A 20291-nucleotide genomic window follows, 5' to 3' on the forward strand; every position below is an offset into this window, starting at 1 on the left:
CCTGGAGGACAACAGACATGCTTTACCCCATCGCAATATCAACCGGCGACGACGAACACGCCTGGGGCGTGGAAGTACCCGACATCCCTGGCTGCTACTCGGCGGGTGACGACCTGGATGACGCCATGGCCATGGCTCGCGAAGCAATCGAAGGGCACTTCGAGATCCTTGCCGAAGATGGCGCACCGATTCCCACCGCGCAAAAAGTCACCTTGCATGCTGCCAACCCGCAATACGCGGGCTGTACTTGGGCTGTCGTAGACATTGATGTCACCAAGTACCTGGGCAAGGCGCAAAAGCTCAACATCACGCTGCCGGGTTATCTGCTCAACCGCATTGATGAATATGTACTGCACCACCCCGAAGAAAAAAGCCGCTCGGGCTTCCTCGCTTCGGCTGCGCTCAAGGTGCTTCAGCAGGGCAACTGACCAGACCGAATTCAACCGCAAGAAACGTAGTTTGCCGATGTGCCCGTCGCCCTAGACTGCAAGGACACCTCACCCAGGAGCCCGACCATGCTATTCCACTACACGCTCATGCCCTCCCCCGTCGGCCAGCTCACCCTGGTGGCACGCGACGGCAAACTCAACGCCATCCTGTGGGAAAAAGACCGGCCCAACCGCGTACGCCTGGGTGATTTGCACGAGGTGAATGACAGCCCGGTGCTGCTGGAAACCCAGCGTCAGTTGAAGGAGTACTTCGCAGGTACGCGCAACAGGTTCGAACTGGAACTGGACTTCACCGGCACCGATTTTCAGAAGCAGGTCTGGCAGGCATTGTTGACCATTCCCTTCGGCGAAACCCGCAGCTACAGCGACATCGCCCGGCAGATCGGCAACCCGAAGGCCGTGCGTGCGGTCGGAGCGGCCAATGGGCGCAACCCGATCTCGATCATCGCACCCTGCCATCGGGTCATCGGTGCTTCAGGCGAGCTGACCGGGTTTGCCGGAGGGCTGGAAGCCAAGCAATATCTACTCGCGCTGGAAGGTACAGGCCAGGCGCGGTGGGCGTTCTGAGCCACCCACCGGCCTAAATGTAAAAAGAAATTTCAGAGCGACCCTGCGGTCCATACTTTCATCACCCCCTTGTTCAAGGAATCACGGTCATGAAATTCTCCGCAGTGTCGCAATCCCTGTCCCGCTGGGCAGGCAGCCCCCGCACGTTCTACGCGGCGGTGGTGTTGATTCTGGCGTGGAGCCTGAGCGGGCCGTATTTCCATTACAACGACACCTGGCAGCTGATCATCAACACCTCGACCACCATCATCACCTTCTTGATGGTGTTCCTGATCCAGAACACGCAGAACCGCGACAACGACATCCTGCACATCAAGATCGACGAACTGCTGCGGGTGACCAAGGATGCACAGAATGCGGTGTTGAGCCTGGACGGCCTGGACCGCAAGGAGCTGGAAAAACTGCGCCAGGAATACCGCAGCATCGGCAACACCGGCACCGTGAGCCTCAACAGCAGCTGCGGGCAGGCTGCCGATGATGCGGCGCCGAACAAGACTGATTTGAACCAGGCCTAAAAAAACGGCGGCTGGAGAGATTCCAGCCGCCGTTGTTCATTTCAAGTGACGTGATCAACCGTCGCCTTGATGAACTTTGCCATAGGTCGATGCGAGGGCACGGGCCTTTTGCAGACGCTCTTCGAGCTTGGGCAGCGTCTCATCCACCAATGCTTTTATTTCTGGCACGTCCGACGCCGCGCCTTCCTGTTTGAACAGGGCAATGGCGTCTTCGTTTTCCTTGACCTGCTGGGCGGTGTAGGCGGCATCAAAGGAATCACCGTCCTTGAGTTCAGGCATCAAGGTCTCGGCCTTGTCGACGATCTTTTCCCGGGGTGCCACGGGCAAGTCGAGCTTCTTGGCGATCGCCGCCAAATGCTGGTTGGCCAGGGTGCGTTCGTTGATCACCTCGATGGTGTAGTCCTTGATTTCCTGGGACGAGGTTTTGGCGTGGGCCATGCGACTGGTTTCGATATCGGCCATACCTTTGGCCGAAGCCTGCTCGATGAATTCGGCAGGCGACTGGGCGAAAGCATTGCTGGCGCCGAGGCCCAGCAGCATCGCGAAACTGGCGGTGCGTAACCGGATAGCCAAGCGGCTCATGATGGGTTCCTCCAGGGCAAAAATAGGTGCGGGGGGAATATGCCCCGCCCTGAATTCGAATTTTCAGGGCGGCAAAGGTTTAGAAAAAACTCGCCAGTGCGACGAACGGTCGTCGGTCCGTCAGGCGGGTTTGCTGCCAAACAGGCCCGGCAACGCGTGTGCCAGGGCATTGATGGCGAAGCCGATGAACATCACACCGCAGAGCTTGGTGATGAGGATTTCATGACGCTGGTACACCGTGCGCACGCGCTGGGCACCGACCACGCCGATGAGGATGGCGTAGGCCAGCAGGCCGCCGACAAAGCTCAGGAAGATCAGCGAAGGCAGCATCGCCCAGGTCAGCAATTCGGCACGGCTGGACAGCAATGCCGTGAAGGTTGCCACCGCCACCGGGTAAGCCTTGGGGTTGGTCAGGCCAAACAGGATCCCGTGCCAGAACGGGTGGCGGGCCGCGCCCTGAGGCGCATCGCTGCTGCGACGCTGGGTGCGGATCGCGCGCCAGCCGAGCCAGAACAAGTACAGACCGCTGAGCACGCCCAGCACATCAAACGCACTGCTGCCGACTTCCCGCGCGCCCACAATGGCGATCAGCGCGGTACTGCACCACACCACATCCCCCAGCAAGTGCCCGCACAGGAAACCCGCACCGGCACGACGGCCGCGAGCGGCGCCAATACCGAATACGGCCAGCACCCCCGGGCCGGGTGTAATACCGTAGATAAAACCCGAAGCAAGGACGGCGAGCAGCAAGGATGGGGTCATGGGCGCGACTCAAACAGACGGTTGGAAGGTCAAGGGATTCTGCACGTTCTGCCGAGGAGCGCAATCCTGAAAACACCCCCGATCCACTGTAGGAGTCGGCTTGCCGGCGATTGGGGACGGTCAGGCAATACGTGGGCAAGCTGACCCGGCGCAATCGCTGGCAAGCCAGCGCCTACAGTGAGGAGGTGTTATACAAGACGCCTTGCACCTGCCCGATCAACCACTGCAAGCCCGAATCCCCTCCTCGCCGTGCATGCCACGCCAGTTCAACGGCAAACGAAGGAATATGAAACGGCGGCGGCACGGTCACCAGCGCCGGGTGATCGATGCTGAGCAAGCCCCGGGACGACACGGTCAGGATCAGGTCCGTGCCCTGGATCAACTGTGGCGCCACGCCCCAATGCGGCAGGCTGATCGCCACATGTCGACGCTCACGAATGGCACTCAGGGCGCGCTCGATTTCCGGCGTGCCGCTGCCGCGCATTTCCAGCAGCACATGGGGCCGCGACAGGTAAGCGGCCAAGTCCAGCGCGCCATCCACCGGCAGGCTGCTACGGTCCACCAGGCAGGTGTAGTGCTCTTCAAACAAGGGCGTGGTGCGCAGCTCAGCGGGCATGTCGGGGAACACGCCCGCGGCCAGATCAAGGTCGCCATTGAGCACGCCATCCACCATGCCTTCGCGGCTGGCCTGGACAATCTGCAAGTCAATACCCGGCGCTTCGCGGCGCAATGTGCGCATCAGATCCGGCAGGAAAATCGCGGCGCTGTAGTCCGACATGGCCACCCGAAACCGGCGCTTGGCCGACGCCGGATCAAACCGGTTCGGCGCCAGCAGTGCCTGCACCTGGGCCAACGCTTCGGCCAGTGGAGTTGCCAACTCCAGCGCACGTGCCGTGGGCACCAGGCTGCCGCCCTGGCGGACCAGCAGCGGGTCGTCCAGCAAATCCCTCAAGCGCGCCAGCGCGTGGCTCACAGCCGGCTGGCTCAGGTGCACACGTTCGGCCGCGCGGGTGACGTGTTGCTCGGTGAGCAAGGCGTCGAGGATCACCAGCAGGTTGAGGTCGATGCGACGCAGATCATTCATCAGCTGCATATTCATCATATAAACTTGGAATTTAAATGTGCGCGACGAATACCTTAGAGTCCAGCAAAACCTCTGGGAGATTCGACATGACGACATTGCATTGGGTGGGTTTGCTGGTGCTGGCAGTGATCGCCGGCGCGGTGGTGCCGTTTCAGAGCGCGATCAACGCCAACCTCGGGCGCGGGCTTGGCCATCCGTTGTGGGCCACCCTGGCCTCCTTGCTGGTGAGCATCATCGTGTTGCTGCCGGTGATCCTGGCATTGCGCCTGCCGTTGCCGAGCCTGGCGTTTATCAGCAAAGCGCCGCTGTGGATGTGGGCCGGTGGTGCATTCGGTGTGTGCTTTATTTCCCTGGCATTGATGCTGTTGCCCAAGCTAGGGGCCTCAGGGTTTATCGCGCTGGCCATGGCCGGGCAAATTCTCGCCTCGCTGCTGCTCGATCACTTCGGCCTGTTCGGCCTGGTGGAGCGCCAACTGACGACGCCCCGCGTGTTGGGGGCGTTGTTGTTGATCGGCGGCGTGGCGTTGATTCAGTTCAGCGCCACACCGGCCAGGGCCTTGGCAACGGCGGGCTGATCAGCCCTTGTCGAGGGTGCGCAGTTTTTGCGGCAAGCCCCACAGCAACAGGGCTGCTGCCAACAGCGCACACACGCCAATCACGTACAGCGCCGGGGTGGTGCTGCCGGTCAGGTCCTTGATGCGCCCCACCATCACCGGGCTGACGATGCCGCCGAACTGCCCGAGGGTATTGATCACCGCAATACCGCCCGCCGCACCGGCACCGGCGCCGGCCAACAATTTGGGTGGCAAGGTCCAGAAGGTCGGGATCGAGGCGATGATGCCCGCGCCCAACATGCCCAGGGCGATGATCAGGAAGGTGGTGTGGTCGGCAAAGATGCCGGCACTGAAGAAGCCCACGGCGCCTAGCAACACCAGGCCGCTGACAAACTTGCGGCGCTCGCCGGTAGCGTCGGACAAACGCCCGATCACCACCATGCTGATGGCACCGCACACATAGGGAATGGCCGTGAGCAAACCGATCATCACCGGGCTCTGGGTACCCGCGCTGCGGATCAGCTGCGGTGCCCAGAAGTTGAGGCCGTAGGACGCCACCTGGATCAAAAAGTAGATAAAACCGAGCATCAGGAAACCGGGAATACGGATCGCCGACAGCAGCGAACCACCGTGCGAGTTCGGCTCATGCTTGGCGATACGGCTCGACAGCAAGGCCTTCTCCGCCGATGTCAGCCAATGGGCGTCTTCGATGCGGTCCTTGAGCAGCGTCAACACCATGAAGCCCAGGCCGATGCACGGCAAGCCGCCGAGCAGGAACAACCAGTGCCAGCCACGCATTTGCAGCACGCCGTCGAGGTGCTCCAGCACCAGGCCGGAAAACGGTGCGCCTACCAGCCCGGCAAAGGCCGAGGCCAGGAACAGCATCGAGGTGATGCGCCCACGAAAGTGCTGAGGGAACCACAACGTCAGGTAATACAGCACGCCCGGCGCAAAGCCCGCTTCCATCGCGCCGATGATGAAGCGCAAGCCGTAGAACTGCCACTCGGCGGTGACAAACACCATGGCCGCCGTGGCCAAGCCCCAGGACATCATGATCCGCGCGATCCAGCGCCGGGCGCCGACCTTGTACAGCATCATGTTGCTCGGCACTTCGAAGATCACATAGCCCACCACAAACAACCCGGCACCCAAACCGTAGGCGGTGTCGCTCAGGCTCAGGTCGGCCTGCAACTGGAACTTGGCGAAGCTGATGTTGATCCGGTCAAAAAACGCAAACAGGTAGCACACCATGATCAGTGGCATCAGGCGCCAGGCGACCTTGCTGACCAGGGCTTTTTCCGCGTCGATCTCATTGGCCGTGCGCGCGCCGGCCTCTAACGTATTAGTGCTCATGGTTTCTCTCCAGCGGGCTGCTCACAGGCGCCCGATTGTTTTTGTTGTCTGGTGCGGCGTTACAGCGTGGCGATGTACGCCGGTGGCGGATGCAGGTCGCAGTTGCGCCCGGCCTTGGCCACCTGGCCGGGTAACTCATGGCCCAGCAGGGCCGGCAAGCGGCGGGACATGTCTAGCAGGTGCGGCAGGTCGATGCCGGTGGGAATGCCGACTTCGTCGCAGAGGTTCACTAGGTCTTCGGTGCAGATATTGCCCGAGGCTCCTGGCGCGAACGGGCAGCCACCCAGGCCGCCAAGGGCCGCGTCAAAACGCCGGGCGCCGGCTTCAAAGGCGGCCAGCACATTGCATAGACCCAAGCCCCGCGTGTTATGGAAATGCAGGGTCAGGTCACTGGCCGGCACACGTTCCAGCACACGCTTGACCAGGCACTGCACCTGACGCGGGTTGGCCATGCCGGTGGTGTCAGCGAGGCTGATGCCCTTAATGCCCAGTTCCAGGTAAGCGTCGACAATGTGCAGCACGCGGTCCTCATCAATCTTGCCCTCGAACGGGCAACCGAAAGTGGTGGCGATGCTGCCATTGAGACTGACCGGATGCCCGGCAGCAAAACTGACGATGTCGCCAAACGCTTCCAACGACGCTTCACAACGCATGCGCATGTTCGCCAGGTTGTGGGTCTGGCTGGCGGACATCACCAGGTTCAGCTCATCGGCGCGGGACGCGATGGCGCGCTGGGCGCCCTTGAGATTGGGAATCAGCGCCACGTAAACCACACCCGGCTTGCGCGCGATGCCCTGGAACACCTGCTCGCCATCGCGCAGGGCCGGTATGGCCTTTGGCGAAACGAACGAGCCGGCTTCGATCCGCGAAAAACCGGCCTGGGACAGCCCGTCGATCAGGGCGATCTTGTCGGCGGTTTCGACCCAGGTCGGTTCGATCTGCAGGCCGTCACGCGGGGACACTTCCTGCACGATCAGCGCGTCGGAATAATCAGCAATCATTGCACCACTCCCGCAGTTTTCAGGCGTTGGATATCGGCCCCGGTCAGGCCCAGGCTGCCGAGGATATCGTCGGTGTGCTGGCCCAGGGTCGGCCCTTGCCAGTTCACGCCGCCAGGGGTTTCGGACAGCTTGGGCACGATGCCCGGCATCTTCACCGACACACCACCGGGCAACTCGGCATTGAGCAACATGTCACGCGCCTGGTAGTGCGGGTCGCTGACGATATCGGCCACGGAGTAGATACGCCCGGCCGGCACTTCGGCGGCTTCCAGGGCGCTGAGCACCTGCTCGATGGGCAAGCTGCTGGTCCAGTGGGTGATTGCCGCATCGAGCAGACCGCTCTTGGCGGCGCGGCCATCGTTGTGGGCGAACTCGGGCGCGTCGGCCAGGTCGGCGCGGCCGATGGTGGTCATCAGGCGCTTGTAGATCGGGTCGCTGTTGCCGGCGATCACCACATAGGCGCCGTCGGCGGTCAGGTAAGTGTTGGACGGCGCAATGCCGGGCAACGCCCCGCCGCTGCGCTCACGCACATGGCCGAGCATGTCGTATTCGGGCACCAGGCTTTCCATCAGGTTGAACACGCTTTCGGCCAGGGACACATCGACCACCTGCCCGTCGCCCTGCCCGGTCTTGACCCGCAGCAGCGACATCAGCGCGCCGATCACGCCGTGCAATGAAGCCAGGGAATCGCCCAGGCTCACGCCGACCCGCGCAGGCGGTGAGTCCGGGTTGCCGGTGGTGTAGCGGATGCCGCCCATGGCCTCGCCGATGGCGCCGAAGCCAGGGCGGTCGCGATAGGGGCCGGTCTGGCCGTAGCCGGAGATGCGCACCAGGGTCAGCTTGGGGTTGATGGCCTGCAGCACATCCCAGCCCAGGCCGAGTTTTTCCAGGCCACCGGGGCGCAGGTTTTCGATGAGTACGTCGGCGTCGCCGAGCAGTTGCTTGATCAGGCCCAGGCCTTCCGGGGACTTGAGGTTCAGGGCCAGGGATTTCTTGTTGCGCGATTGCAGGTACCACCACAGCGACGTGCCTTCGTGCAGCTTTCGCCATTTGCGAAGCGGGTCGCCCTGGCCCATGGCTTCGATCTTGATCACCTCGGCGCCAAACTCGGCCATCAGCCGCGCGGCGAACGGCGCGGCAATCAGGGTGCCGATCTCGATCACCTTGATACCGCTCAGGGGAGCCGTCATGGGGTGTACCTCTTGTTCTTGGAATGTGGGGCCAAGACTAGAGGGCAGCCACAGGAGAAATCCAACCGTCAGTTGGCAACGAGCGTTCGCCAAACACGAACATCCAAGGAATTATCTGTAGGATCCGACTTACCGGCGATGGCTGTCTCAAGGTTTGCGCCGGTTTCGAGGCCGCCATCGCCGGCAAGCCGGGCTCCTACAGATAACCGCATTCCCCTGTGGGAGCCGGGCTTGCCCGCGATGAGGCCGACAGGGTTTCAGTTACACCAGCGCCTTGCGCAAGTAGTCGAAAAGCAGGCGACTGACTGGCGACAGTTGCGCCTCATCGCGCACCACCAGGATCAGGCTGCGATCCGACCAGGCATCCGTCAACGGCACCGCGTGCAGGCCCAGCGCCCGGCCGAACAATTCATAGGCCTTGTGCGGCAGGATGCCAATGCCCATGTTCGCCTGGACCATCCGGCACATCGCATCAAACCCCGGCACATGAATGCGCAGGCGCAGCATCTTGCCCGCCTCGCGCGCGGCGGCGTGGGTGCGCATGTTGATCGAACTGGCGGCGTGCAAGCCGACATAATCGCTGTCCAGGGTCTCGGCGAACGCCAGGCTGTCGCGCGTGGCCAGCGGATGATCGGCGGGCATCAGCACCACCAGTTTGTCGAGACGGTAGGTCACGCCGGGCAAGCCTTTGGTGTCGGTGTCACTGGAGCAGATGCCCAGGTCGGCCACGCCATCGAGCACGCCTTGCACCACGCCGTTGCTGGGGCGCTCTTCCAGATCGGTTTTCACTTCGGGGTGCAGCTGGGAAAAATCCCGTAAATCTTCAGGAAGAAACTGAATGATCGCCGACAGGTTGGCCAGCATCCGCACATAACCGCGCACGCCGTGGCTGTGCTCGCCCAGCTCCAGGCCCATTTTTTCGACGTTGAACAACATCTGCCGGGCGTGGTGCAACAGGGTTTCCCCGGCGGCGGTCAGGTCCATGCCTTTGGCACGGCGCACGAACAGGCTCACACCCAGCACTTGCTCCAGCTCCATCAAGCGCTTGCTGGCCGCCGACACGGCAATGGCTTCGCGGTTGGCGGCACGGGTCAAGGTGCCCTCCTCGTAGACCGCGACGAACAGTTGCAAAGTGATCAGGTCCAGCCGGCGCACCAGGCTTTTGTGCAACATCAGTGACGCTCGTCAGCCAAGCGATTAATCCCGGCCTGTTCCACCACCGGCTGCGGCGCCCCCACGCTCGCCGCCTGCAACATCGCCCGGCCGACGGTCTCGGTGCTCACTACCCAATCCGGTTTGATCCGGCGAAAGAACGACAGCAACGGCCCGAGCACGGTATAGAACGACTGGTACAACGGCGTTTTGGAACGCACGCCATGCAACGGCTGGATCACCCCCGGCCGAAACAGGTACATCGCCTTGAACGGCAGGCGCAGCAAGGCGTTCTCGGTCTTGCCCTTGACCCGCGCCCACATCGACTTGCCGGCTTCGGAACTGTCGGTGCCAGCGCCGGACACGTAGATAAACGTCATCTGCGGATTGAGCCGCGCCAGAGTGCTGGCCGCGACCAGCGTGAGGTCATAGGTGAGGTGGGTGTACTTGATCTCGTTCATCCCCGCCGAAGAAACGCCAAGGCAGAAGAAGCAGGCGTCGAAGCCTTGCAGCAGGTTTTCCAGTGGCTGGAAATCCAGCATGTCGCTGTGCAACACCTGATGCAGCTTGCCGTGTTGCTGGGTCAACGGCGTGCGGCCGACGGCGACGACTTCCTGGACATCGGCGGCCAACAGGCACTCACGCAGCACGCCTTGGCCGACCATGCCGGTGGCGCCGAATAGCAGAACTCTCATAGGGGGACCTCAGCGGCAAGCCGCAAGCTTCATGCTCAAGTTGAATGCAGTGCGAGATTCACACCTTACCAGCTTGTAGCTTAACGCTTGCAGCTTGCCACTGCCCGGCTCAGAACGCGCTGCGAAAGATCTCCTCGATCTGACGCTGATCGGCGCGCCGTGGGTTGGTCAACCCGCAGGCGTCCTTCAAGGCATTGGTGGCGAGCAGGGGAATGTCCTGCAATTTGGCCCCCAGTTCCCGCAGGCCGGCCGGGATCTCGACGTCGTGGGACAAGCTGCGGATCGCGGCGATGGCGGCTTGCGCGCCCTCTTCCGGGGTGCGGCCCTTGATGTCGGCGCCCAGTGCGCGCGCCACATCGCTCAAGCGTTTGGCGCTGACGCTGGCGTTGAAGCTTTGCACATGGGGCAGCAACACCGCGTTACACACGCCGTGGGGCAGGTCATACAGGCCGCCCAGTTGATGAGCCATGGCGTGCACGAAACCCAGGGACGCGTTGTTGAAGGCCATGCCTGCCAGGAATTGCGCGTAGGCCATGTTTTCCCGCGCCGCCTGATCGCTGCCATCGCGGACCGCCAGGCGCAGGTTGGCGCTGATCAGCTCGATGGCCTTGATCGCACAGGCGTCGGTGATCGGCGTGGCGGCGGTGGACACGTAGGCCTCGATGGCGTGAGTCAGGGCGTCCATACCGGTGGCGGCGGTGAGGCCCTTGGGCATGCCGACCATCAGCGCCGGGTCGTTGACCGACAGCAGCGGCGTGACGTTGCGGTCGACAATGGCCATTTTCACGTGGCGGGTTTGGTCGGTGATGATGCAGAAACGGGTCATCTCGCTGGCGGTGCCGGCCGTGGTGTTGATGGCCACCAGCGGCAGTTGCGGCTTGCTCGATTGATCGACCCCTTCGTAGTCGCCGATGTGCCCGCCGTTGGTGGCGCACAGGGCGATGCCCTTGGCGCAGTCATGGGGCGAACCGCCGCCCAGGGACACCACGCAATCACAGGCGCTCTGCTGCAACAGCGCCAGGCCGTTCTCGACGTTCTCAACCGTGGGGTTGGGTTTGGCGCCGTCGTAGATCACTGAGTCGATGTCCTGCATGGCCAGTTTCTCGGCAATCATGCTGGCAACGCCGGCCTTGGCCAGGCCCGCATCCGTGACGATCAGCGCCTTGCGAAAACCATAGTTGCGGATGGCGGTCATGGCTTCGTCGAGGCAGTCGATGCCCATGATGTTGACGGCGGGGATGAAGAAGGTGCTGCTCATGGTCAATCCTCAGAGGCGTTATGCCAACAGAATCCACCTCTACCGCGCGGCGTATCTTGATCAGGATCAACGCCCGCTCGTGATAAAGTCACCGCCCAGCCGATTTCGAGTAGACCCGCCGCAATGAAGGATTTCCAGGATATTGACGCCCACCTAGACGACTGGAATGCGCTGCGCAGCGCCGTCGACTTCAGCGCGATTCTGATCGGCAACGGCGCAAGCCGTACGATCTGGGAAGACTTTGCCTACGACTCGCTGTTCGAAAACGCGCGCACCGTCGAAGAAAAACCCCTGAGCCAGTCCGAACTCAGCGTGTTCGACGCCCTGCAAACCCGTAGTTTCGAGCAAGCCCTGGGTGCGCTGAAAACCACCAGCCGGGTCAACAAGGCCCTGGCCGTCAGCTCGGCGGCGCCGCGCAATCGCTACTATGCGATCAAGGAAGCGCTGATCAATACCATCCACAGCGTGCACATCCCCTGGCGCCTGGTGCAGCCGTCGACATTGGCGACGATCAACGCTGAACTGGCGAGCTACGCCACGGTATTCACCAGCAACTACGACTTGCTCAACTACTGGGCGATCCTGCACACCCCGGGCATCGACGACCTGTTCGGCAGCGCCGACGCCAGCTTCGACCTGCGCAACACCCGCACCGAGGCGACGCGCATCCTCTACCTGCACGGCGGCCTGCACCTGGTGCGCAACCTCGACGGCACCGCACGCAAATTGCCGTCCACCGACAGCACCCTGCTCAGCAGTTTTGCCATCAACAACACGCTCAAGACCCTGGACGATGTGCCGCTGTTTGTCAGCGAGGGCAAGGTTGAAGAGAAGCTCAAGACCATCCGCAGCTCGGATTACCTGTCGTTCTGTTATGAACAATTGCTGACCCATGAGGGTGCGCTGTGCATCTTCGGCCATGAGCTGGGCGCGCAGGACAAGCACCTGGTGGACGCGATTCGCCAGGCGAATGTATCGACCCTGGCGATTTCGGTGTCGGGGCGCAGTGACGGGTTTATTCGTCAGCAGAAACGGCGGTATTCGGCGTTGTTCGATGGGACTGGCGTGGAACTGAAGTTCTTCGCGGCGCGCACGCATCCGTTGGGCAATTCAGCGCTGTCAGTGCCTGTCGAACGCTGATCAAAATGTGGGAGCGGGCTTGCTCGCGAATGCGGTGGATCAGTTAATAAATCAGGTACTGACCCACCGCATTCGCGAGCAAGCCCGCTCCCACACTGGCCCCTATTTCAATCCTGCATCGTGGTCATTCTTCCGAGCTGTGCACCACGACCAACAGCTGCGCCTGCACATCGCCCACCGAACGCAGCCGATGGGGCTTCTGCGCATTGAAATGCAGCGCATCACCGCGTTCCAGAATCACCCGCTCGTTCATGAAGTCCACCTCCACCCGGCCTTCATGCACGAACAGAAACTCTTCCCCCACGTGCTCCTTGAAGGTCTTGTCGGTGAACTCCGCCGGCGGGTAGATGATGAACGGCAGCAGGCTGCGCTCGCTGACCTGATGGGCCAACACCGCGTAACCCGGCGAGGTGTCCGGGCGCTCGTGGCTGCGCACCAGACTGTAGCTGTCGAGGCTGACGCTGTCTTCGCTGAACAGCTCTTCGACCTTCACGTTCAAGGCCTTGGCCAGCTTCAGCGCGGCGGCAATCGACGGCGTATTGAGCCCGCGCTCGACCTTGGACAGGTAACTCTTGGTCATCCCGGATTTTTCAGCCAGGGCTTCCAGGGTCACGCCAAGTTTTTTTCTCAATAGTTTCAAACGGATAGACATGTGCTGCGGTTAATCCCTGCAGAAAGGCAAGAGCCATGCTTGCCAATGACACAAAGTGTCATATAGCATCGTTAGTGTCATTTGCAGCCACCGAGGGCACCCGATATGGCCAAGACATTAGCACTCCCCAAAGACCAACTGGTCAAGCAGGCGCTGATCCAGATGCAAAACACCCTGGCGGATAATACGTGGACCGACCGGCAAAAGCTGGCGCTCACGTGTCGCATCCTGTTCGAGCACGGTCACGATTCCGGTCTGGCCGGGCAGATCACCGCGCGTGGGCCGCAGCCTGGCACCTATTACACCCAGCAATTGGGCCTGGGCTTTGATGAGATCACCGCCAGCAACCTGTTGCTGGTCAACGAAGACCTGGAAGTGTTGGAAGGCCATGGCATTCCCAACCCGGCCAACCGTTTTCACACCTGGGTGTACCGTGGGCGGCCGGATGTGAATTGCATCATCCACACCCACCCTACCCATATCGCGGCACTGTCGATGCTGGAAGTGCCGCTGCAGGTGTCCCACATGGACCTCTGCCCGTTGTACGAGGATTGCGCGTTCCTGGAAGCCTGGCCCGGCGTGCCGGTGGGCAATGAAGAGGGGGAAATCATCACGGCGGCACTGGGCGACAAACGCGCCATCCTGCTTTCGCACCACGGCCAGTTGTCCACCGGGGCGAGCATCGAGGAGGCCTGTGTGATCGCGCAGTTGATCGAACGCGCAGCCAAGTTGCAGTTGCTGGCGATGGCCGCCGGCACGATCAAGCCGATCCTGCCAGAGCTCGGGCGCGAGGCCCATGACTGGATCTCCAAGCCCAAGCGCTTCGGCGCTGCGTTCAATTACTACGCCCGGCAGAACCTGCGCCAACACGCCGATTGCCTGAACTGATTGCCCCTTTTTGACCGGAGACTGTTTATGTCCAGCCCAACGATTCACGGCATCATCGGCTATACCATCACCCCGTTCAGCGCCGACGGCCAGCGCATCGACCTTGACGCCCTGGGCCGTTCCATCGACCGCTTGATCGACAGCGGCGTGCACGCCATCGCGCCCCTGGGCAGCACCGGCGAAGGCGCGTATTTGAGCGACGCCGAGTGGGACGAAGTGAGCGCCTACAGCCTGGCCAAGATCGCCCGGCGCGTGCCGACCATCGTCAGCGTGTCCGACCTGACCACCGCCAAGGCCGTGCGCCGCGCCCGTTACGCCGAAGCCAACGGCGCCGACGTGGTGATGGTGCTGCCGGCGTCTTACTGGAAGCTCAGTGAAGCGGAAATCCTCGCCCACTACGCGGCTATTGGTGACAGCATCGGCGTGCCGATCATGCTCTACAACAACCCGGCCACCAGTGGCACGGACATGTCGGTGGAGCTGATCCTGCGCATCATCAAGCAGGTGGCCAACGTGACCATGGTCAAGGAAAGCACCGGGGATGTTCAGCGCATGCACCAGTTGCATCGCCAGACGGACGTGCCGTTCTACAACGGCTGCAACCCGCTGGCGCTGGAAGCCTTCGCGGCAGGTGCCAAGGGCTGGTGCACGGCAGCGCCGAACCTGATCCCGCAACTCAATCTGGCGTTGTATGAGGCGGTATTGGCCAATGACCTGGCCAAGGCGCGGGAACTGTTTTATCGCCAGTTGCCGTTGCTGGAGTTCATCCTCAAAGGTGGGTTGCCGGCGACGATCAAGGCGGGTTTGCGTTTGACGGGGCTGGAAGTGGGTGATCCACGGTTGCCGGTTTTCCCGCTGGGTGAAGCGGCGATCGAGCAGCTGAAAACATTGCTGCGCTAACCCACAATCCCCTGTGGGAGCGGGCTTGCTCGCGAATGCAGTGCGCCAGTCAATGGATAAATCGACTGACACACCGCTTTCGCGAGCAACCCCGCTCCCACATTTTTTCTTGTGTACATCCGTAAAATAGAGACAAATGACAATGGTTCTCGATACCATTCACGACTTTTCTACGTCGTGCTTCCTCAAGAAGGATCCCCATGTCTCGTCCCAAGCCCGACCCGTTGTCGGCCGATGCCTTTCGCGGGTTCTATACAGATATCCTGTATTTCCTGCGCAAACGCACGGACAACGCCAGCGACGCCGCGGACATGACCCAGGATGTCTTCACCCAATGGCTGGACTACCGCGACCGGGCCAAAGTCGAGCAGCCACGGGCGTTTCTGTTCCAGATGGCGCGCAACCTGCTGCGTGATCACTGGCGCAAGCAGAAGGTACGGCAGACCGTCCACTCAGACCCGGCCGACATGGACACCGAGCCGGTCACCGATGAGCAAAACGATCCCATGGCCGCCGCGCAACGCTTGCAACGCCTGGAACAGTTGAAAGAAGTCCTCGCCGAACTCTCGCCCCGAAGGCGAGAAGCCCTTATGCTGCACCGCTTCGAAGGCTTGAGCCAGGCACAGATCGCCGAGCGCATGGGCATTTCGATCAGCATGGTGGAAAAGCACATCGCCTTTGCCCTGCTGCACTGCAAGCGACGCCTTCAAAACGAACCCGGCACGGAGCAGCCCGAATGAACCGCCTGAGCGACATCGACGCCCTGGACATCGAGCAGAGCGACTCCATCGATGCCCAAGCCGCCAGCTGGTTTGCCCGCAACCGCAACGAGGCGGGGCGTGCCGACCGCAAAGCCTTTGCCGCCTGGCAAGCGGAGCCTGCCCATGCCCGCGCCTATGCCGAATTCGAACAACTGTGGGCAGACCTCGCCCAGTTGCAGCAACTGAACAAACCCGTGGCGCTGCCCAAGCGCAAACCGTCGGTGTGGCGCCCTGCCCTGGCCGTGGCCGCAGCCCTGGTCTGCGCCGTGATGGCCAGCGCTATCGACGCCCCGCGTGCGCTGTACCACAGCCAAGTGGCCGCCCATGCCAAAGGCATGCGCACCCTGAACCTGCCCGATGGCAGCACCTTGTATGTGAATGCCAATACGCGGGTGCGGATAGACTTCACCGCCCACCAGCGCATCGTTCATCTGGACAAAGGCCAGGTGTATATCGAGGTGGCCGCCGACAAGGAGCGGCCCCTCTACGTGCAGGCCGGCGAGGCGAATGTGCGGGTGGTGGGCACCGGTTTCGATGTGCGCCGCAGCCAGCAGCAACTGGTGGTGAGCGTGGCCCACGGGCAGGTGGCCTTCGAGCCAGACCCCAAGAGCCCGGTAACCTTGCTCGGCGCCCAGCAGCGCGCCACCTACAGCTATGCCAAGGGCACGTTGCAGCAGCAAAGCCTGAACGCCGAAGAAGTCGCCGACTGGCGCAGCGGGCACCTCACGTTTCGCAATCGCGAACTGGCCAGCCTGATCGACGAATTGAGCCTGTACCGCCCCCAGGCACCGCTGCAGGTGAGCCGCGCGGTGGCGCAGTTGAAGGTGTCGGGCAACCTGGATGTCAATGACCCGGACGCCTTGCTCAACGCCCTGCCCGCCCTGCTTCCGGTGAAAACCGTGCCGTCAGCGGATGGCATCGTACGGATCGAACCGAGCAAGTAACCCCGCAAAACATCGCACTTGAGAATATTTTGCATTCGCATGTGTGGATTTTTTTGCCTGCCCCGTCTTCCCCCCGTCTGCGTTTGATACGCACGCCTTTTTGGCCGTTTGGCCACACCGGGGGATTTCATGTTTCGCGCGCCTTGCCACGTTTCACACCTGTTTCTTCGACCGTCGATCATCGCCACCTGCCTGGCATTCAGCCTCAGCGCCCAGGCCGAGTCGCTCACGCTGCAACTGCCCGCCCAGCCGCTGGCGACGTCCCTGAGCCAAGTGGCGCAACAGGCGAAAATCCAGCTGTTGTTCGATGAAACCCTGCTCAAGAACGTGCAGGCGCCGGCGCTCAATGGCGAGTTCACCCCGGAAGTGGCGATTCGCACCCTGCTGAAGAACGGCGAGTTCACCTTGATCAAAGTCGGCACCACCTACGTAGTACGCCCTGATGAAGGCAAAACCACCAACAGTGGCGCGATCCAACTGGACGCCCTGAGCGTGATCGGCACCGGCACGGAGGTGAACTCCAGCACCGTCGGCCGCTCGACCCTGACCCAGGAAGACATCGACCGCTACCAGTCCAACAACATTCCCAGCCTGTTGCAGACCTTGCCCGGTGTCAGCCAGGGCGGCTCGCTCAAGCCCGGTGGCCAGACCATCAACATCCGGGGTTTCGGCGATGCCGAAGACGTGCCGTTGACCGTCGACGGCGCCACCAAGAGCGGCTTCGAGCGCTACCAGCAAGGCACCGTGTTCATCGAGCCCGAACTGATCAAGAGCATTGAAGTGGAGAAAGGCCCCAACTCACCCTTCACCGGCAATGGCGGGTTTGGCGGCACGGTCAACATGACCACCAAGGATGCGCCCGACTTGCTCAAGGACGGCCGCAACAGTGGTGCCATGCTCAAGTACGGTTACTCCAGCAACGACCACGAACAGGTCTACAGCGGCGCGGTGTATGGGCGTACCGACGACGGCCGCTTTGACGCCCTCGCCTACCTGACCCAACGAGACGGTGGCGACATGAAGGTGGCCGCCGAACTGCCCAACGAGAACAACCAGTACCCGATCAACCCCAAGCGCCTGCCCAACACCGCCCAGGATGTGGACGGCAAGCTGTTCAAGGTCAACGCCCATCTCACCGATGAACACAGCGTCGGCCTGTCTTATTCGCGCTCCCACAGCAATCGCTGGACGCCATTCTCCGCCGCCAGCTACCCGACGCCACCCACCCAGGCCAACATCGACCGCTACGGCTACGAAGGGGCATTGAAGCGTTTTCTGGCCCATCGCGACACCGTCGACACCACCTGGTCGGGCAAATATGAATTCACCCCGGTGGACAACCCGCTGGTGGACCTGACCGTCAAATATTCGCAGTCCAACACCGACCAGACCGACGAGCGCGACGCCACCGCGTTTTTCCAACTGGCCACCGGTGGACGCAAGATGGACACGTCCTACACTGACAAGAACCTCGATGTCCGTAACGTCAGCCTGTTCGACACCGGCTCCTTGCAACACGCCGTCACTGTCGGCGGTCAGATCCGCAAGCACATCCGCGAAACCGAGATGTGGATGCCCGGCGCCACCTACAACACCCCGCGCTACAACTATGGGCACTTCCAGCCAGGCTTCATGCCCCACGGCAAGGTCGATACCAACAGCTTCTTTATCCAGGACGCGGTGACTCTCGGCGATGTGACCATCACGCCGTCCCTGCGCTATGACCACGTGCGTAACCGTGGCGAAGGCAACGACGCGCCGTACTACAACAACCCGGACCCGGCCGTCGGCCACGACTACAGCGACCGCACCTACACCGGTTGGTCGCCACGCCTGGCGCTGTTCTGGACCGTCAACCCGAACCTGGGCCTGTTCGCCAACTGGAGCCAGACCTGGCGTGCCCCGGTGATCGACGAGCAATACGAAGTGCAGGGCCTGGGCAGTCGCACCGCCACCAGCGTCGACCTCGACCCGGAACGCATCACCTCGATCAGCGTGGGCAGCGTCAGCAGCTTCGACAACCTGATCACCCGGGACGACAACCTGCAAGTGCGCACCACCTTCTTCCACAACAAGGTCGAAGACGAAATCTTCAAGGCCACCGGCGTCGGCTGCCAGAACCAGGCCATCAACGGCGGCACCATCTCCAGCGCCTGCCCACCCGGCGCGATGTCCAACTACCGCAACATCGGTGGGCTGACCATCAAGGGCTTTGAGCTGGAAACGTTCTACAACTCCACCTACCTGTTCGGCTCGGCGTCGTTCGCCTACGCCAAGGGCGATCACGAAGGCGCCTACACCAACCCCTGGGGGCCGGATGTGGCCGCGCGGGATATTCCGCCGACCAAATGGGTGCTGGTGTTCGGCACCAACATCCCGGCGTTGGACGCGCAGGTAGGCTGGATGGGCCAGTTCATCGGCGCCACCAAACGCCTGCCCAGCGACACCTATTCCGGCGGCCCGGGCAGCAGCGTCGGCGACCTGTTCTACGACCAGTACGGCAACAAGCGCTACAACACCCAGGGCCTGTTCGCCAAATGGAAACCGCAGCAGGCCTACCTCAAGGGCACCGAGGTGAACTTCACCATCGACAACCTGTTCAACAACAACTTCCGCCCTGCCCTGAGCGGCGACCGTGCCTACACCAAAGGCCGCGATGCCAAGATCAGCGTCACGCGCTTCTTCTAAACCCGCACACCTGTAGGAGCTGGCTTGCCAGCGATAGCATCTCCTCGGTCCAACTGATACACCGAGGTGTCTGCATCGCCGGCAAGCCAGCTCCTACAGTGGATCTTCGGCGCGGCACAAACCTCTTGTAAGAACCGAGCAGTTTTTGAAACTGTACGGATAAATCAACCACCAGCTGTAGGCCCGCGTTTGCCGGGGGTTGTGGCTAGATGGGCTTCCCTTGAAGCCCTCTTGATCCCGGTCCCCTCACCATGAGCTCGCGCGAAAACACCGGCATGGCCCTCGGCCTGCTGGGCGTCATTATCTTCAGCCTGACCTTGCCGTTCACGCGCATCGTCGTGCAGGAAATCCACCCGTTGCTCAACGGCCTGGGCCGTGCGCTGTTCGCGGCGATCCCGGCGGCGGCGTTGCTGCTGTGGCGCCGTGAACGCTGGCCGACCTGGCGCCAGGTGCGCGGGCTGTGCCTGGTGATTGCCGGTGTGATCCTGGGCTTTCCGGTGTTGTCGGCCTGGGCCATGCAAACCCTGCCGGCGTCCCATGGTGCACTGGTCAACGGCCTGCAACCGCTGTGCGTGGCGCTGTACGCCGCCTGGCTGTCCCATGAGCGTCCGTCCAAGGCCTTCTGGGCCTGTGCGGCGCTGGGCAGTGCCTTGGTACTCGGCTACGCGTTGATCACCGGTGCCGGCAGTATCCAGGCCGGCGACTTGCTGATGCTCGGCGCGATTGCCGTGGGTGGCCTGGGTTATGCCGAAGGCGGCCGGTTGGCCAAGGAAATGGGCGGCTGGCAGGTGATCTGCTGGGCGTTGGTGCTTTCAACACCGGTGTTGATCGGCCCGGTGTGGTACCTGGCGGCGCAGCATCAAGGTGCAATCTCGATGCGCGCATGGTGGGCGTTCGGCTATGTGTCGCTGTTCTCGCAGTTCCTGGGATTCTTTGCCTGGTACGCCGGGCTGGCCATGGGCGGCATTGCGCGGGTCAGCCAGATCCAGCTGTTGCAGATCTTCTTCACCATCGCGTTTTCGGCGCTGTTCTTTGGTGAACATATCGAGCCGATTACCTGGCTGTTTGCGTGTGGGGTGATCGTGACGGTGATGTTGGGGCGCAAGACGGCGGTGCAGCCAGCCCCGATTCCCAAGCCAAATACAGTCTAAGTGTG

The 20291-nt window shown here is 62.1% G+C and carries 21 protein-coding genes; 11 read left to right on the forward strand and 10 right to left on the reverse strand.

Features of this window, described 5'->3' with window-relative positions; all coding sequences use genetic code 11:
• The first annotated feature begins 17 nt into the window (after nt 1-17).
• The 3 genes from ACVWVP_RS29680 (at nt 18) to ACVWVP_RS29690 (ending at nt 1531) form a co-directional block, all read left to right on the forward strand.
• Nucleotides 18-428 (forward strand): type II toxin-antitoxin system HicB family antitoxin, encoded by a 411-nt coding sequence (locus ACVWVP_RS29680; protein ID WP_178920998.1) that lies wholly within the window; start codon nt 18-20, stop codon nt 426-428.
• 87 nt (nt 429-515) lie between these two features.
• Nucleotides 516-1016, forward strand: coding sequence for a methylated-DNA--[protein]-cysteine S-methyltransferase (locus ACVWVP_RS29685; RefSeq protein ID WP_457409604.1), 501 nt, complete (start codon nt 516-518; stop codon nt 1014-1016).
• 89 nt (nt 1017-1105) lie between these two features.
• A complete protein-coding gene (locus tag ACVWVP_RS29690; RefSeq protein ID WP_178920994.1) occupies nt 1106-1531 on the forward strand; it encodes a low affinity iron permease family protein in 426 nt (141 codons plus the stop codon).
• Nucleotides 1532-1585: 54 nt separating this feature from the next.
• On the opposite strand, the gene ACVWVP_RS29695 is transcribed toward ACVWVP_RS29690, so the two are convergent.
• The 3 genes from ACVWVP_RS29695 to ACVWVP_RS29705 all read right to left on the reverse strand — a co-directional run bounded on the left by ACVWVP_RS29695 (nt 1586) and on the right by ACVWVP_RS29705 (nt 3968).
• Nucleotides 1586-2113 carry a DUF4142 domain-containing protein gene (locus ACVWVP_RS29695; RefSeq protein ID WP_457409607.1) on the reverse strand — a complete coding sequence of 176 codons (528 nt, stop codon included), beginning with the start codon at nt 2111-2113 and terminating at the stop codon, nt 1586-1588.
• 120 nt (nt 2114-2233) lie between these two features.
• Nucleotides 2234-2875, reverse strand: a complete 642-nt coding sequence (locus tag ACVWVP_RS29700; protein WP_176999214.1) for a LysE family translocator — start codon at nt 2873-2875, stop codon at nt 2234-2236.
• Nucleotides 2876-3047: 172 nt separating this feature from the next.
• Nucleotides 3048-3968: a LysR family transcriptional regulator gene (locus tag ACVWVP_RS29705; RefSeq protein WP_457409647.1), complete on the reverse strand. Its 921-nt coding sequence runs from the start codon at nt 3966-3968 to the stop codon at nt 3048-3050.
• A 77-nt stretch (nt 3969-4045) separates the two neighbouring features.
• On the opposite strand from ACVWVP_RS29705, the gene ACVWVP_RS29710 reads away from it, so the two are divergent.
• Complete coding sequence (locus ACVWVP_RS29710) at nt 4046-4534, forward strand: DMT family transporter (RefSeq protein ID WP_457409610.1); 489 nt, start codon at nt 4046-4048, stop codon at nt 4532-4534.
• Here the strand turns inward: ACVWVP_RS29710 and ACVWVP_RS29715 are convergent, their stop codons facing one another.
• The 6 genes from ACVWVP_RS29715 to yiaY all read right to left on the reverse strand — a co-directional run bounded on the left by ACVWVP_RS29715 (nt 4535) and on the right by yiaY (nt 11162).
• Nucleotides 4535-5866 (reverse strand): MFS transporter, encoded by a 1332-nt coding sequence (locus ACVWVP_RS29715; RefSeq protein WP_178920986.1) that lies wholly within the window; start codon nt 5864-5866, stop codon nt 4535-4537.
• A gap of 59 nt (nt 5867-5925) precedes the next feature.
• The gene (locus tag ACVWVP_RS29720) at nt 5926-6867 is read right to left on the reverse strand and encodes a hydroxymethylglutaryl-CoA lyase (RefSeq protein ID WP_457409614.1); all 942 of its coding nucleotides are present in this window, start codon (nt 6865-6867) and stop codon (nt 5926-5928) included.
• Nucleotides 6864-8057, reverse strand: a complete 1194-nt coding sequence (locus ACVWVP_RS29725) for a CaiB/BaiF CoA transferase family protein (protein ID WP_178920982.1) — start codon at nt 8055-8057, stop codon at nt 6864-6866. The genes ACVWVP_RS29720 and ACVWVP_RS29725 overlap by 4 nt, the downstream gene beginning before the upstream one ends.
• A 261-nt stretch (nt 8058-8318) precedes the next feature.
• Nucleotides 8319-9230 carry a LysR family transcriptional regulator gene (locus ACVWVP_RS29730; protein WP_457409617.1) on the reverse strand — a complete coding sequence of 304 codons (912 nt, stop codon included), beginning with the start codon at nt 9228-9230 and terminating at the stop codon, nt 8319-8321.
• Nucleotides 9230-9904, reverse strand: coding sequence for an NAD(P)H-binding protein (locus ACVWVP_RS29735; RefSeq protein ID WP_457409620.1), 675 nt, complete (start codon nt 9902-9904; stop codon nt 9230-9232). The genes ACVWVP_RS29730 and ACVWVP_RS29735 overlap by 1 nt, the downstream gene beginning before the upstream one ends.
• Before the next feature lie 109 nt (nt 9905-10013).
• Nucleotides 10014-11162 carry an L-threonine dehydrogenase gene (yiaY, locus tag ACVWVP_RS29740; protein ID WP_178920976.1) on the reverse strand — a complete coding sequence of 383 codons (1149 nt, stop codon included), beginning with the start codon at nt 11160-11162 and terminating at the stop codon, nt 10014-10016.
• Between the two features lie 123 nt (nt 11163-11285).
• Between yiaY and ACVWVP_RS29745 the strand changes: the two genes are divergently transcribed.
• Nucleotides 11286-12302 carry a DUF4917 family protein gene (locus ACVWVP_RS29745; RefSeq protein WP_178920974.1) on the forward strand — a complete coding sequence of 339 codons (1017 nt, stop codon included), beginning with the start codon at nt 11286-11288 and terminating at the stop codon, nt 12300-12302.
• A gap of 124 nt (nt 12303-12426) precedes the next feature.
• Here the strand turns inward: ACVWVP_RS29745 and ACVWVP_RS29750 are convergent, their stop codons facing one another.
• Nucleotides 12427-12954 (reverse strand): helix-turn-helix domain-containing protein, encoded by a 528-nt coding sequence (locus ACVWVP_RS29750; RefSeq protein ID WP_457409621.1) that lies wholly within the window; start codon nt 12952-12954, stop codon nt 12427-12429.
• Nucleotides 12955-13059: 105 nt separating this feature from the next.
• Between ACVWVP_RS29750 and ACVWVP_RS29755 the strand changes: the two genes are divergently transcribed.
• The 6 genes from ACVWVP_RS29755 to ACVWVP_RS29780 all read left to right on the forward strand — a co-directional run bounded on the left by ACVWVP_RS29755 (nt 13060) and on the right by ACVWVP_RS29780 (nt 20286).
• Nucleotides 13060-13842 (forward strand): aldolase, encoded by a 783-nt coding sequence (locus tag ACVWVP_RS29755; protein ID WP_178920970.1) that lies wholly within the window; start codon nt 13060-13062, stop codon nt 13840-13842.
• A 27-nt stretch (nt 13843-13869) separates the two neighbouring features.
• Complete coding sequence (locus tag ACVWVP_RS29760) at nt 13870-14742, forward strand: dihydrodipicolinate synthase family protein (protein WP_259171747.1); 873 nt, start codon at nt 13870-13872, stop codon at nt 14740-14742.
• 200 nt (nt 14743-14942) lie between these two features.
• Nucleotides 14943-15482: an RNA polymerase sigma factor gene (locus tag ACVWVP_RS29765; protein ID WP_457409625.1), complete on the forward strand. Its 540-nt coding sequence runs from the start codon at nt 14943-14945 to the stop codon at nt 15480-15482.
• Entirely contained in the window at nt 15479-16447 is a 969-nt protein-coding gene (locus ACVWVP_RS29770) for a FecR family protein (protein WP_457409627.1), read from the forward strand. Before ACVWVP_RS29765 ends, ACVWVP_RS29770 begins: the two co-directional genes overlap by 4 nt.
• Nucleotides 16448-16576: 129 nt before the next feature.
• A complete protein-coding gene (locus ACVWVP_RS29775) occupies nt 16577-19135 on the forward strand; it encodes a TonB-dependent receptor (protein WP_178920962.1) in 2559 nt (852 codons plus the stop codon).
• A 251-nt stretch (nt 19136-19386) separates the two neighbouring features.
• A complete protein-coding gene (locus tag ACVWVP_RS29780; protein ID WP_178920960.1) occupies nt 19387-20286 on the forward strand; it encodes a DMT family transporter in 900 nt (299 codons plus the stop codon).
• The last annotated feature ends 5 nt before the right edge of the window (nt 20287-20291 follow it).

Source organism: Pseudomonas sp. TE24901 (assembly GCF_054058375.1).

Coding starts and splice junctions, on each gene's coding strand:
- ACVWVP_RS29680 (WP_178920998.1), top strand. CDS start 18: ATGCTTTACCCCATCGCAATATCAACCGGCGACGACGAACACGCCTGG.
- ACVWVP_RS29685 (WP_457409604.1), top strand. CDS start 516: ATGCTATTCCACTACACGCTCATGCCCTCCCCCGTCGGCCAGCTCACC.
- ACVWVP_RS29690 (WP_178920994.1), top strand. CDS start 1,106: ATGAAATTCTCCGCAGTGTCGCAATCCCTGTCCCGCTGGGCAGGCAGC.
- ACVWVP_RS29695 (WP_457409607.1), bottom strand. CDS start 2,113: ATGAGCCGCTTGGCTATCCGGTTACGCACCGCCAGTTTCGCGATGCTG.
- ACVWVP_RS29700 (WP_176999214.1), bottom strand. CDS start 2,875: ATGACCCCATCCTTGCTGCTCGCCGTCCTTGCTTCGGGTTTTATCTAC.
- ACVWVP_RS29705 (WP_457409647.1), bottom strand. CDS start 3,968: ATGCAGCTGATGAATGATCTGCGTCGCATCGACCTCAACCTGCTGGTG.
- ACVWVP_RS29710 (WP_457409610.1), top strand. CDS start 4,046: ATGACGACATTGCATTGGGTGGGTTTGCTGGTGCTGGCAGTGATCGCC.
- ACVWVP_RS29715 (WP_178920986.1), bottom strand. CDS start 5,866: ATGAGCACTAATACGTTAGAGGCCGGCGCGCGCACGGCCAATGAGATC.
- ACVWVP_RS29720 (WP_457409614.1), bottom strand. CDS start 6,867: ATGATTGCTGATTATTCCGACGCGCTGATCGTGCAGGAAGTGTCCCCG.
- ACVWVP_RS29725 (WP_178920982.1), bottom strand. CDS start 8,057: ATGACGGCTCCCCTGAGCGGTATCAAGGTGATCGAGATCGGCACCCTG.
- ACVWVP_RS29730 (WP_457409617.1), bottom strand. CDS start 9,230: ATGTTGCACAAAAGCCTGGTGCGCCGGCTGGACCTGATCACTTTGCAA.
- ACVWVP_RS29735 (WP_457409620.1), bottom strand. CDS start 9,904: ATGAGAGTTCTGCTATTCGGCGCCACCGGCATGGTCGGCCAAGGCGTG.
- yiaY (WP_178920976.1), bottom strand. CDS start 11,162: ATGAGCAGCACCTTCTTCATCCCCGCCGTCAACATCATGGGCATCGAC.
- ACVWVP_RS29745 (WP_178920974.1), top strand. CDS start 11,286: ATGAAGGATTTCCAGGATATTGACGCCCACCTAGACGACTGGAATGCG.
- ACVWVP_RS29750 (WP_457409621.1), bottom strand. CDS start 12,954: ATGTCTATCCGTTTGAAACTATTGAGAAAAAAACTTGGCGTGACCCTG.
- ACVWVP_RS29755 (WP_178920970.1), top strand. CDS start 13,060: ATGGCCAAGACATTAGCACTCCCCAAAGACCAACTGGTCAAGCAGGCG.
- ACVWVP_RS29760 (WP_259171747.1), top strand. CDS start 13,870: ATGTCCAGCCCAACGATTCACGGCATCATCGGCTATACCATCACCCCG.
- ACVWVP_RS29765 (WP_457409625.1), top strand. CDS start 14,943: ATGTCTCGTCCCAAGCCCGACCCGTTGTCGGCCGATGCCTTTCGCGGG.
- ACVWVP_RS29770 (WP_457409627.1), top strand. CDS start 15,479: ATGAACCGCCTGAGCGACATCGACGCCCTGGACATCGAGCAGAGCGAC.
- ACVWVP_RS29775 (WP_178920962.1), top strand. CDS start 16,577: ATGTTTCGCGCGCCTTGCCACGTTTCACACCTGTTTCTTCGACCGTCG.
- ACVWVP_RS29780 (WP_178920960.1), top strand. CDS start 19,387: ATGAGCTCGCGCGAAAACACCGGCATGGCCCTCGGCCTGCTGGGCGTC.